Raw genomic sequence first — 12,650 nt, forward strand, 5'->3', positions numbered from 1 at the left:
TGGTCATGCCAGGGACCGGCTACCCGGCCCAGGTCATGAGGCTTACCAGAGCACCTTCAACCCGACAGAGCCCTGCGCGCCGGTCTTGACGCGGCTGTCGCCGCTGTTGGCCCAGAGCTTGCCCACGTCGCCGTAGAGGCTGGTGTTCTTGGTCAGCTGCAGCATGGCGCCCACCGCGAACTCGGTCGACGTGTAGCCGCCCTTGGCGCGGATGTCGGTGGTGCCGGCTGGAGCGCTGAAGCTGGCCACGTCGGTGGTGTTGCTGGCCTTGTACAGATTGACGCGGGCAAAGGGCTGCAGCACGGTGCCGCCAATGCTGTAGCTGCCCTTGACGCGGGCGCCCAGACGCAGGGTCCAGTCATCGTCCGCATCGTTCTTCACCTTGGCCAGGCTCAGCGTGGTGTCGTCCAGGTTGAGCTTGCGGTAGATGATTTGCGCTTGCGGTTCCAATTGCCAGCTGCCGCCCAGGTCGAAGGGCTTGCCCACTTCCAGAGAGGCCAGCCAGCCGTGGCCCTTGGTGGTGGCGCCAGCGCCGGTGTCGGCCGTGCGCAGGCTGCTGCGGTAGTCGGCGCCCTGGATCACGGCGTCGGCGTACAGGCCGGAGTCATGCTGCCAGGTGCCGTACAGGCCGACGTAGCGGCCGCGCAGGTTGTTGTAGCCCGCGTACTTGCGCTCCATGCCGCTGGAGAAGCCGCGCACGCCCATGTCGCCGTCCAGCTGGCCCACGTACAGGCCGGCCTTGAGGTTGCGGTCGGCGTACACGTCCACGCCTGCCTGGAAGCCGGTCAGGTGGCCGCTGCTCTCGGGATTGACCGTGCCTTGCTGCGTGATGGTCGGCGCCGTGCGCAGCACCCGGGCCCAGGCGCGGTGGTTTGGGTCCTGATCGATGGCGCCTTGAGCGGCGTCGTCGCCCATGCGCTTGCGCATGTCGCCGAGCATCGCCATGTCCGCCTGGCGCAGTTGCGCGGGCAGGGAGGACAGCAGCGGCACTTCTTCGCGGTAGGCGGGCGCCGGCGTGACGCCGGGGCCGGGGTTCTGCGTGTTGGTCGAGTGCAGCGCGGCTCCCTGCGTCGTCTGGGTCAGGCGGTACTCATAGGCGCCGGCGTCGACATGGTTGCCCGCGAGGGTGAAGCTGCCGGGTTGCAGACTGGCGCCGTTTTCGGTGGCGATGACCTGGATGCCCTGGCTGCCTGTCTGTGCGCCCAGGCCGCCGGCATTGGTGATCTGCACCGTGGTGCTGCCGCTGGCGATGGCGCTGGGGCCGCTCAACAGCAGCTTGTCGGTGGCGCTGCCGTCCGCGCCCAGCGCGGTGGAAACGCCCAACTTGCCGTTGTTGCCGACATAGGGGCCGGTGACCTTGAGCACGGCCCCCGGCGTGGCGCCGCTGAGATTGACCGCGCCGCTGTTGTTCAGGCTGGCCACGGTCTGGCTGTAGCCTGCCAGGTCCAGCACCGCGCCGCTGGCCACGGTGTGGGCAGAGGCGCTGCTGAAGGTGTTTGCCGCGCCGGCCTTGAGCGTGCCTTGCGCGACATCGGTCGCGCCGGTGTAGCTGTTGCCTGCGCTGGTCAGCGTCAGGACGCCGGTTCCCTGCTTGGTGAGGAAGCCGCCGCCGGTGATGGCGCCGGCCCAGGTGGCCGTGTTGGCGCCGGTGTCGATGACCGGGTCGTTGGTGCCCGTCATGGCCAGGTCGTTGGCGATGGTCATGCCGTTGGCGATCAGGCTAATGACGGTGCCGTCGTCCATGGCCAGCGTGCCCGTACCCAGGCCTTGCGCATGGCCCAGGGCGATGCTGCCTTGCTTGAGCTGCACGCCGCCCGTGAAGGTGCTGCCGCCGGTCAGCGCGAGTGCGCCAGCGCCGGTTTTGACCAGGTCGCCGCCGCCCACGAAGATGCCCATGTAGGTGGACGCGCTGCCCGCCGCGATGTCGGCGGTCAAGCGCCCGCCGCCCAGCGCCACGGTGCCGCCGCCGCTCAGGCTGCTGGCCAGCAGCGAGTTGCCGTTGAGGTCCAGCACGGCGCCCGTCAATACCTGATAGCCGGTGCCTTGGACCAATGCCGTCGCGGAGCCTGCGCGCAAGGTGCCGCCCGCGACCAGCGTGCCGCCGGTATAGCTGTTTACGCCGGTCAGGGTCTGCGTGCCCGAGCCCTGCTTGACCAGGGTGCCGGTGCCGATGACCGAACCGGCGAAGATGCCGTCGGCCGAACCGCCCGCCAGCAGGGTGTTGGTTCCCATCTTGATGTTGCCGGCGCCCGCGAGGGTGCCGAACACCTGGGCGCCTTGGCCTGCCGACAGGTCGAAGGTCGCGCCGTTGGCGACGGTCACGACGCCGGTGGCGGCGAGGCTGCTGCCCGCGCCCAACGCGACCGTGCCGCTGTTGACGTAGGTGCCGCCGGTGTAGCTGTTGGCGCCGTTGAGCGTCAGCGTGCTGGCGCCGTTCTTGGTCAGGCTGCCCGCGCCCGAGATGTTGCCGTTGAGCGTCAGTTCCTGGCTGCCTTGCACCGTGAGGCCGGCGTTCAGGGCGATGTTGTTCGCCAGCGCCAGCGCCTGGGTGTTGTCCAGCGTGGCCGCGCCGCCTACCGTCAGCGTGCCGGAACCGAGCGCGGCGCCGTTGCCGACGATCAGGCCGCCCGCGTTCAGAAGGGTGCCGCCGACGTAGCTGTTGACGCCGCTGAGGGTCAGGTTGGCCGCGCCGTTCTTGATCAGGCCGCCCGCGCCGCCGACGGTGCCGTTCAGCTCCATGGTGTTGGAACCGGCGATCGTCAGCGCGCCGTTCAGCGCGACCTTGTTGCGCACGGTGACTGCCGTGTTGCTGTCCAGCGTGGTGCCGTTGGCAGCGGTCAGCAGGCCGTTGCCCAAGGCCTTGTCGTTGCCCAGCACCAGCGTGCCGCCGTTGAGCGCCGTGCCGCCGGTATAGCCGTTGGACGCGTTGAGCACCAGGGTGCCGGGGTCGACCTTGGCCAGCGTGCCGCTGCCAACGAGCGGGGCGTTGATGGTCGCGGTCACGCCGGGATCGACGCGCACGAAGGCGTAGCCCGAGCCGCCGTTGACCAGGTTGAGCGATCCCAGCGAGCCGGGCTCCAGGACATAGCCGTCGGTCAAGAACTGCATGCCCGTCGTGCTTTGCGCGCCTGCGACGGTGACCGTCCCTGCGGCGCCCTGGAACACCGCGAAGTTGCCGGCCCAGGAGCGGTTCCCGTTGCCGTCGACGCCGGTCCAGTTGGCGTTGGCGCCGTCCCAGGTGCCGCTGCCGCCTTCGATCGCGCCGTTGCCGACGGTTTGCGAGCCGTCCCAGAACTGCACGGTGACGTTGGGCGCGGCGACCAGCAGGTTGACTTGGTTGGCGACGGAGGTCTGCAGCGTCAGGTCGGGCGCCTGCACATTGCTGGGCAGGTTGCCGAAGCGCATGCCGCTGTTGGTCAGGCTGCCGCCATAGTTCATGAGGCGGTACACGCCGGTGCCGAAGCCGCCGGCGTCGCTGATATTGAGCGTGCCGCCCAGCTGCAGGTTGCCGGTCACGTTCACCAAGGCAGTGCCGCCGCCCAGGGCGGGGGCGCCCAGGCTGGCATTCACGATCGACTGGGTGCCGAGCCCCATGCTGCCGACCGACAGGGTGTGGCCGTCCGTCAAGTTCAGGGTGGCGTTGCTCTGGAGCGTCACGTCGCCGGCGATGCTGCCGGTTCCACCCAGGGCAGCGCCGCTGTACACCATCACATTGGTGCTGGCGAGCGAGCCGTCTACCCACAGGCTGCCGGCGCTGACTGAGGTCTGGCCGGTAAGCGTGTTGTTGCCGGAAAGAACCATCGATCCCGTGCCGCTCTTGGTCAACCAACCCATGCCGTCGAGCTGGCCGCCGAAGTTGCTGTTGGCCCCGTTGGCGCCGATGGTCAGGTTGTTCCCGTTCGAGACCGTTACGGTGCCGTTGCCGTTCAGGCTGGCCAGACGAGCCAGATTGGTGATGAACAGATTGGCGCCGGCTGCCACGTTCGCGGTGGCATTCTGGCCCAGCGCGTTGTTGCCCGCGGTGGTCAAGCTGCCGCCTTGCAGATCGATCATGCCGCTGAAGGTGTTGGCGCTGCTGGTGAGCGAGAGGTCGTTCGCGCCCGTCTTGCGTAGCGTGCCGTTGCCGTTGAGCTGTCCATCCAGGATCAGGCTGTTGTTGCCCGCCACCTTGAGCGTGCCGCCTACATTGACGTCGTTGTTCAGGCGCATCGGACCGGCGGTGTCCAGCTGCGTGTTGCCCGTGACGGTCAGCATGCCGGTGCCCAGCGCCGCGGCATTGCCCAGGCTCAAGTCGCCGGCATTGACCGTGGTGCCGCCGCTATGGCGGTTTTCGCCATTGAGGGTGAGTCGGCCGGCGCCGTTCTTGACCAGCTCGGTGGAGCCGTTGATCACGCCGTTCAGGGTGAAATCATTGCTGCCGTCCAGCGTCAGGGAAGCGCTCAGTTGCACGTTGTTGGCCAGGGTCACCGCGCGGCTGGCTTCCAGGGTGGCCGCGTTGCGCACGGTCAGCGTGCCCTCGCCGAGCGCGGCGTCGTGGCCCACGGCCAGGTTGCCGCCCGTCAGGTTGACGCCGCCCTGGAAGGTGTTGGCGCCGTTCAAGGTCAGCTTGCCCGTGCCGCGCTTGGCCAGGCCGCCTGTGCCGTTGACCAGGCCGTCCAAAGTGAGGTCCTGGTTGCCGACGAGGCTCAGGTCGCCGGCCAGGTTGACCGTGTTGGCGAGGCTCAATGCCACGCTGTTGTCCAGCTGCATGCCGGAGGCGGCAGTCAGGGTGCTGTTGCCCAGCGGATTGCTGGAGGCCAGCACCAGCGTGCCGTCGTTCAGCGCCATCGTGCCGCCGAAGGAGTTGTTGCCGCCCAGGGTCAGGGTGCCGCTGCCGTTCTTGTTCAGGCCGCCGCTGTTGCCGGCGATGTCGCCGTTCAGGATCAGGTTATTGCTGCCGCCCAGGTTCAGCTGGCCTTGGGCAACGATCTGGTTGGTCAGCGTGAGGGCCTGGTTGTTGTCCAGCGTGGTGCCGCCTGTAGCGGTCAGGGTCGCCGTGCCCAGCGCGTTGTTATTGCCGACCACGAGCGTGCCGCCCGCCAGCAGGGTACCGCCCTGGTAGCCGTTGTTGCCATTGAGCACCAGCTTGCCCTGGTCCAGCTTCTGCAGGGTGCCGGTGCCATTGATGTCCACACCGATCGTCGCGGTGACGCCCGGATCGACCCGCACGGCGAAATTGCCGCCATCGCGGTTGACCGCTATGAGCTTGCCGTCGATGCCTGCCGCCAGTTGGTAGCCATCGGTCATGAACTGCATGCCGTTGACGGTCTGCTCGTCTGTCACCGTCACGGTGCCGGCCTGGCCTTGGAATACGGCGAACTGGCCGATCCAGGACTGATTGATAACGCCGTCGGAGTTGGTCCAATTGGTGTTTACGGAGTTCCACGAGCCGGTGCCGCCGGCGATAAGGCCGTCGGGCACCGAGTGGGCGCCATCCCAGAATTGCATGGTCCGGTTCGGCGAGTTGACGAGCAGGTTGACCTGACCCGTGACCGCGGTTTGCACCGTCAGTTCCGTCGTGGGCATCGTGCCAGGCAAGGTGCCGTAGTCGAGGATGTTGTTCACGAAGCTGCCGGAGTAGTCGAACAGGCGGTAGACGCCATTGCCGAGCCCGCCGGCATCGGTGATGTTCAACACGCCATCCAAGGTCAAGCCGTTGTTGGCCTGGAAGAGCGCGGGATTGCCCGTGCTAGGAGCACCCAGCGCGACATTGATATTGGAGGTCTGCGAGAGGTCTATCGCGCCCGCGGTCAGTTTCTGGCCGCTGCTGCCGGTCAGGGTGCCGCCGTTGGCAACGGTCAGCGGGCCGTTGATGGCGCCGCCGCCGCTCACGGTGCCACCGCTCTGGACGGTGACACCGGTGTTGTTCAAGGCGCCGCTGACTTTCAGGGTGCCGGCTTTGACGGTGACAGGGCCGCTCAGGGAGCTGTTGCCCGAGAGTTCCAGTGTGCCAATGCCCACTTTTTCAACCGAACCGCCGCCGACCAGCGCGCCGGCATAGGTGCTGTCTGCGTTGGTGCCGCCCAGTTGGAGCAAGCTGGCCACGCCGGTGCTGGTGGTGCCGCTGCCGCTAAGAGCCCCGATCTGCGCGTTGGCAGTAAGGTTCAGGACGGTGCCTGCGGCCAGCTTCACGCTGCCGGGGGTACCCAGCGCATTGTTGGCGAATGTCGTGACGTGCCCTTGTTCGATTTCGATAGCGCCGGAGTACGTGTTGCTGATATACAGGAACAATTCGTCCGCGCCAGTCTTGATCAGCTTGCCGCTGCCGCTCAATGAGCCGGCCAATTCCAGCGAACGCGAGGTCTGCATGGTCAGTTCGCCATTGACGCTGATGGCGTTTTGCAGGAGCACGGGCCGGTTGTTCTGCAGTGTGGCCGTGCCGTTGGCGACCAGCGCGCCGCTCCCCAGGGAAGTCGCGTTGTCGAACGCCAATGTGCCGCCACTGAGGGCGATGCCGCCGGTGTGGTCGGGGTTGGCGTTGCCGAGGGTGAGCGTGCCAGTGCCAGTCTTGACCAATTGGCCGGGGCCCGAAATCAGCGAGTTCAACGTCAGGTCATTGTCCCCGGCAACCGTCAGGCTCGCATTGAGGGCGATGGCGTTGCCTAGCGTTACCGCGTTGCTTGCCGTCAGGGTGGAAGCGCCGCCCACGGTCAAGTTGCCGAGACCCAAAGCCTGATCGTTGCCCACCGTCAGCGTGCCGGCGTTCAGCGTGGTACCCGACAGATAGGTGTTGGCCCCGTTCAAGGTCAGGTTGGCGGCGCCGTTCTTGATCAGCGAGCCTGGGCCGTAAACGACGCCGTTCAGCGTCAGGTCGGCGCTTCCGCCTATCCCCAGGCTGCCGATCAGATTCACATTGTTGTCGAGGGCTACCTTGTTATTGGCGTCGAGCACCGTGTTGTTGAGCGCCGTCAGGGCGCCGCTGCCCAGCGCGGTATTGCTGCCGACTTCCAAGCGGCCGGCCTCGATTATCGTGCCGCCGGTATAGGTGCTGTTGCCGTTGAGTATCAGCGTGCCGCTGTCTTGCTTGTGCAGGGTGCCGCTGCCGCCTATGGCGACGCCCAGGGTTGCGGTCACGTTGGGATTGACCCGAATATTGGCAGTGCCGCTGGTATTCAGCTGGCCATTGGCTCCGCCCACCAGCTTGTAGCCGTCGTTCTGGAACTCCAGGCCCGTGATGCTGTGTTGGCCGCCGACCGCCACGGTGCCGGCGGTGCCGGGGGGGCCGGAGAATACCGCGTTGCCGCCGTTCCAGGATTGATTCGGCGTCCCGATATCGGAAGTCCAGTTGGTATCGGAGTAATCCCAGATGCCAGAGCCGCCATCCGCCGAACCGTTCGCCACGGATTGGCTGCCGTCCCAGTACAGACTGGGGGGAACTGCGTAGGCGTTGGCGGCGACCATCGCCATGCCCAGCGCGCCCGCCAGTTGTGCACCGCCGCGACGCAGGCGCCGGGCAGGACTGCTGCTTTTTGCCGGCCCGCGGGCGATTTCACTGACGGCCTGCCACACGCCGGCGGCGGCGTTGAAGACTACTCGATAGACGTGATTCATTGATCTCTTCTATGCCGGAGCCGATGCCAGCCCGGCAAAATTGGACGTTGTATTGATGTAAATGAAACTAAATGCGTCTTGGTGGTAGGTCGCTCAACTGGGCCGATAGCACGAACGGACGAGGCAACCGTTACAGAATTCGAAATGTTTTGCTGAAAATTAACATTTATTTACGCCGCGTAATGTACGGCAAAAATGCAGATTTCCACACCGTCAATGCGGAAAAATTTGAGTTCAGTTCACATTTGCTGCGTTGACGCCACGCCGAGGCGGCGATGGCCGAGCGCCGCATTCCTGCGTACACTCCCGGCCATGCTACGAATCGACAATCTCGGCAAGCGCTACGGCGACCATCTCGTCTTCCAGGGGCTGACCCATACGTTCACGCCCGGATGCGTGGCGTTATGCGAAGAAGACAGCACCGGCAAGTCCACGCTGCTGGGCATCATTGCGGGCGTGATCGCGCCGGATGCGGGAGAGGTCTGGATCGACGGACACGCGCTGACCCAGGCACCGGCGCAAGCCCGGTCCCGCTTGGCCTATGTGCCCGACAATTGCATGGCGCTGCCCGCGCAGACGGGGCGCGGATTGCTGGAGCAGGTTGCGGCGGAGAAAAATGTGCCGCTGGCCGACAGCGTGCTGGACCTGGCGTTCCGGTTGGGGCTGGAGCCGCATCTGGACAAGCGCTTCGAGCAGATGTCCACGGGCACGCGGCGCAAGGTCTACCTGACGGCCGCGGCCCTGGGCGACCCGGCCGTCATCATTGCGGATGGGGCCAGCAACGGCCTGGACGCGCAGGCGCGCGGCGTGCTGGCCGAACAGTTCAAGATCTGGGCGCAGGATAGGGTGGTGCTGTTCGCCAGCCACGACCCCGAGCTGGTGGAAGCCAGCGGCGCCAGATCAGTCGAGGTTGCGGCGCTGCGCTGAAGGCGGCGCCGCCCTTATTACTACTTCGCCATCAAGCCCAGGTATTCGATCAGGCCTTTTTCCTTGACGTAGGTGGCCTGCGCCCATTCCTTGTAGTCCTGGCTGTCACGGTAGGCGGGTTCCTGGTTCAGCTGCTTCATGACGTCCAGGCTGGCGGGGTCGAACAGCGCCTTCTTGAAGGCGTCGTGCAGGGTCTTCACGACTGCCGGGTCCATGCCTTTGGGGCCGGCCAGGCCATAGGGCGAGGTGGACACGACCTTGTAGCCCAGTTCCTGGGCGGTAGGCACGTCGGGCCAGCGCGTGGTGCGCTTTTCGCCGAAGGTGACCAGCAGGCGCATCTTGCCGGAATCCACGAACTGGTCCCAGCCGGTGGCGTCGCTCTGCGCCATGACGTGGCCGCCGAGCAGCGCCTGCTGCATGTCGGCGTTGCCCTTGAACGGCACGTGGTTCAGCTTCACCTTGGCATTGATGGCGACTTCCTCGATCAGCAGGTGCGGCGATGAGCCGATGCCGGTGGAGCCGTAGTCGATGGTGCCGGGCGCCTTGCGCGCCGCCTCGATGTATTCGTTGAAGGTCTTGTACGGCGAGTCGGAGCGGACGGTGAAGCCGAAGGTGTAGCCGGACAGACCCAGGATGAAAGTGAAATCGTTGATGGGGTCCCAGCTGCTCTTCTGCATGTACGGCATGCGCAGCATGGCCAGGGTGTACAGGGTAATGGTGTAGCCGTCGGGCTTGGCGGTCTTGGCCATGGTGGCCGGACCCAGGGTGCCGCCGGCGCCGGGCCGGTTTTCGACGATGACGGGCTGGCCCAGGTACTTGGAGGCGTCCTGCGCCACGATGCGCATGTGGCGATCGGTGGAGCCGCCGGCCGGGAAGGGCACGATCAGCGTGATGGGCTTGGACGGATAGGCGCCTTGCGCCGCGGCGGCGAATGGCAGGGCGGCGCCGGCGATCGAGAGCAGTGCGGCGCCGAGGCAGGCGCGCCGCAGGGGCTGGTGGGTCATGGGTTTGTCTCCTGGGGTGTTGTTGTGTGTGGGAGGGGGACTGCTCAGTCGCGCAGGACGACTTTGACCGGCAGGCGGGCCAGCGCGTCGCGCAGGCTGGCTTTCAGCGCCGCGGGCGCGCGGGCGTCGGCCAGGACTGCGATATCGGGCTGCGCGTCGGGCTCGACCCGGAACAGCGCGCCGTCGTCGATCAGGCCAGCGTCCTGCAGGGTGCGCGCCACCACGGCCTGCGCCGACACGGCGGTGGCCAGGCGGCGCAGATCGGGCTTGTAGATCTTGCCCACGTTGGTCATGGGCATGTTGTCCAGCACGATGACGCGCTTGGGCCGCGCCGGGCTTTCGTCCACGTGTTCGGCGGCGTAGGCCAGCAGTTCGGCTTCCTCGACTCGCGCGCCCTCGGCCAGCGTGACGAAGGCGATGGGGAGCTCGCCGGCATAGGCGTCGGGGGCGCCGACCGCGGCGCAGAGCTGCACCGACGGGTGCGAGGCGAGCGCATCCTCGATGGTCTTGGGATCGATGTTGTGGCCGCTGCGGATGATCAGGTCCTTGGCGCGGCCCTGCAGATGCAGGCGGCCGGCTTCGTCCAGATAGCCCACATCGCCGCTGATCAGCCAGCCGTCGTCGGTGAAAGCACGCGCTGTGTCTTCGGCGTCCAGAAAGCCCGGGATCACGTTGGGCGCCTTGAACAGCACCATGCCGGGCGTGCCGGCGGGCAGGTCGCGCGCGGGCGCGCCAGCCGGCACGTCCAGCCCGACGATGCGTACCTGCACGTAGGGCAGCGGAAAGCCGACGCAACCCACCGGAAACTCGCAGCCTGGCGGCGAAATGGTGGAGATGCCCGCCATCTCCGTCATGCCCAGGCTTTCGTTGACGTGCAGCCCGAACAGGCGCTTGAAGCGCGCGGCCAGCTCGGCGGGCAAGGGCGCGGCGCCGGTGCGGCAATAGCGCAGCGACGAGATGTCGGCACCGGCCAGCGGCACCTCGGCCAGCGCCGCGAGTATGGTCGGCACGCCTTGCAGCGAGGTGGCGCGGTGGTGTTCGACCAGGCGCCAGTAGTTGCGCAGCACGTCACGGTTGCGCAGCAGCAGGGTGGTGGGGATGACGGTCTCGACCCCCGCCGACAAGGCGGCCAGGGATGCCGGCAGCACGCCCGCCACATGGAACAGCGGGTAGCCGTTGATGACCACGTCGTCCGGTCCGGCGTTCTGCAACTGCACCGCGGCCCAGGCGCTGAAGACCTGGTTGGCGTGCGTGTGGATGGCGAGCTTGGGCGCGCCGGTGGTGCCGCCGGTATGGAAATAGGCGGCCACGTCGCCGGCATGGATGTCGCGGTTGCTGACCAGGCGGTCGGCCGGCTGCGCGGTGCGCGCAGCGTTGAAATCCAGCGCATGCTCGGGCAGCGCCGGGCGCGCCGAGGGCGGCTCGTCCAAGGGCGCCACGCGCAGCAGCGTGTGCAACGTGGGCACGCGTTCGCGCAGGCGCAGCGCCTTGGACCAGGAGCCGCATTCCACGTCGGAGCCATAGGCGATCAGCACCTTGGCGCGCGCCGTGGTCATCAGGGAGGCGAGCTTGTCCTCGGCCAGCAAGGGGTTCAAAGGCTGGACGATGCCGGCGGCCTCGCCGCCCCAGAGCGCCAGGTGGTACTCCAGGCAGCCGGGCAGCAGGATGCCGACGGCGTCGCCCGGGCCCACGCCCAGTTCATGCAGCAGGTTGGCGGTCTGGTGGATGCCGGCCAGCAGTTCGCGGTAGCTCCAGCGCACCGGCGCGTCGCCGGGGTCGGCGCTGCGCAGAAAGGTCAGCGCGGTCTTGTCGCCGAAGGCCGCGGCCGAGTTGCGGAAGATCTCGTAGGTGCTGCGCACCGTGAGCGTCTCGGTCAGCGGGCGGGCCTGCAGCCGCTGTACGTCCGCGGCGCTGCGCACGGGGAACGGGGCGGCGAAAGGCGGCGAGAGGGGCGGGGCGGCATGGACCTGGGTCATGGCGTGGTCCTCCGCTCAGGCCTGCCCCAGCGCGATGTAGCGCCGCAGGTGATGGTCTTCGTCGCCCAACTGGTGGTCGATCATGACCAGGCGCTTGGCGTAGTGCGCCAGCGGCAGCTCCCAGGTCATGCCGATGCCGCCGTGCAGCTGGATGCTTTCCTCGGCCACCAGCGTGCCGATGCGGCCGATGGTGAATTTGGCGGCGGACAGCGCGCGTTCGCGGGTGGCGCGGTCCGGGTGGTCCAGCGCGGCCGCGGCGTTGATCACGGCGGAGCGCGCCTGTTCGATTTCCAGCAGCACATCGGCCATGCGGTGTTGCAGCGCCTGGAAGCTGCCGATGGGCGCGCCGAACTGGCGGCGCGTGCGCAGGTATTCCAGGGTGGCGTCGCGGGCGCAGTCCATGGCGCCCACGGCTTCGGCGCACAGCGCCAGGATGCCGCGGCCGGCGGCGCGCTCCAGCAGCGGGTAGCCTGCGCCGGCCTCGCCCAGCAGGGCATCTGGCGCAAGCTGTACGCCGTCGAGCACCAGTTCGGCCGCGCGGCCGCCGTCGATCAGGCCATAGCCGCGCACCTTCAGGCCGGGCGTGCCGGCGCTGACCAGGAACAGGCTGATGCCGGCTTCGTCGTCCGGACCGCCCGCGCTGCGGGCCGGGATCAGGAACAGGTCGGCGTGTTCGCCCGCCGCGACCACGGCCTTGGCGCCGTTGAGCACCCAGCCGTCCGCGCTGCGTTCGGCGCGGGTTTCGACGTGCGCCAGCTCATAGCCGGAGCCGGGCTCGGCGTGGGCCAGCGCGGCGGTGATGGCGCCCGCGATCAGGCCTTCGAGGGCTTCGCGCTGGGCTGGCGTGCCGGCGGCGGCGATGGCGCTGCCGACCATGAGGGCGTCCAGCAGCGGTTCGACGGCCAGGCCGCGGCCCAGCGCCTCGAACACGACGGAAATGTCGAAGCCGCTTCCGCCCAGCCCGCCATCTGCTTCGGCAAACAGCGCGCCGATGGCGCCCAGTTCGGCGTAGCGCTGCCACAGTTCCAGGCTGTAGCCCCGCTCCGAGCGGGCGTTGCGGTCGCGCGTGGCGAAGTCGCTCTGTTCGGCGACAAAGCGGCGCAGCATGTCGGAGAGCATGCGCCGGTCTTCGGTGTGTTCAAAATTCATGGCC

Annotated in this window: 5 protein-coding genes; 1 reads left to right on the forward strand and 4 read right to left on the reverse strand. The window is 67.6% G+C overall.

All coding sequences use genetic code 11. The features are described 5' to 3' along the window. Nucleotides 1-42: 42 nt before the first annotated feature. Nucleotides 43-7,590, reverse strand: coding sequence for an autotransporter-associated beta strand repeat-containing protein (locus IAG39_RS14225; RefSeq protein ID WP_118933279.1), 7,548 nt, complete (start codon nt 7,588-7,590; stop codon nt 43-45). 312 nt (nt 7,591-7,902) lie between these two features. Here IAG39_RS14225 and IAG39_RS14230 point away from each other — a divergent pair, with 312 nt between their 5' ends. Continuing rightward, nucleotides 7,903-8,517, forward strand: coding sequence for an ATP-binding cassette domain-containing protein (locus IAG39_RS14230; RefSeq protein ID WP_118933278.1), 615 nt, complete (start codon nt 7,903-7,905; stop codon nt 8,515-8,517). A gap of 20 nt (nt 8,518-8,537) precedes the next feature. Here the strand turns inward: IAG39_RS14230 and IAG39_RS14235 are convergent, their stop codons facing one another. Genes IAG39_RS14235 through IAG39_RS14245 form a run of 3 tightly spaced genes read right to left on the reverse strand, consistent with a single transcriptional unit; the run spans nt 8,538 to nt 12,646 of the window. After that, complete coding sequence (locus IAG39_RS14235) at nt 8,538-9,521, reverse strand: tripartite tricarboxylate transporter substrate binding protein (protein ID WP_118933277.1); 984 nt, start codon at nt 9,519-9,521, stop codon at nt 8,538-8,540. 44 nt (nt 9,522-9,565) lie between these two features. Beyond that, the gene (locus IAG39_RS14240; protein ID WP_118933276.1) at nt 9,566-11,497 is read right to left on the reverse strand and encodes an acyl-CoA synthetase; all 1,932 of its coding nucleotides are present in this window, start codon (nt 11,495-11,497) and stop codon (nt 9,566-9,568) included. 15 nt (nt 11,498-11,512) lie between these two features. Next, nucleotides 11,513-12,646 (reverse strand): acyl-CoA dehydrogenase family protein, encoded by a 1,134-nt coding sequence (locus IAG39_RS14245; RefSeq protein WP_059373086.1) that lies wholly within the window; start codon nt 12,644-12,646, stop codon nt 11,513-11,515. Nucleotides 12,647-12,650: the final 4 nt, after the last annotated feature.

It is taken from the genome of Achromobacter xylosoxidans (genome assembly GCF_014490035.1).
GTDB lineage: Bacteria > Pseudomonadota > Gammaproteobacteria > Burkholderiales > Burkholderiaceae_B > Achromobacter > Achromobacter bronchisepticus_A.

Excerpts from the sequence above, each read along its gene's own strand:
- IAG39_RS14225 (WP_118933279.1), bottom strand. The coding sequence starts at position 7,590 with ATGAATCACGTCTATCGAGTAGTCTTCAACGCCGCCGCCGGCGTGTGG.
- IAG39_RS14240 (WP_118933276.1), bottom strand. The coding sequence starts at position 11,497 with ATGACCCAGGTCCATGCCGCCCCGCCCCTCTCGCCGCCTTTCGCCGCC.
- IAG39_RS14235 (WP_118933277.1), bottom strand. The coding sequence starts at position 9,521 with ATGACCCACCAGCCCCTGCGGCGCGCCTGCCTCGGCGCCGCACTGCTC.
- IAG39_RS14245 (WP_059373086.1), bottom strand. The coding sequence starts at position 12,646 with ATGAATTTTGAACACACCGAAGACCGGCGCATGCTCTCCGACATGCTG.
- IAG39_RS14230 (WP_118933278.1), top strand. The coding sequence starts at position 7,903 with ATGCTACGAATCGACAATCTCGGCAAGCGCTACGGCGACCATCTCGTC.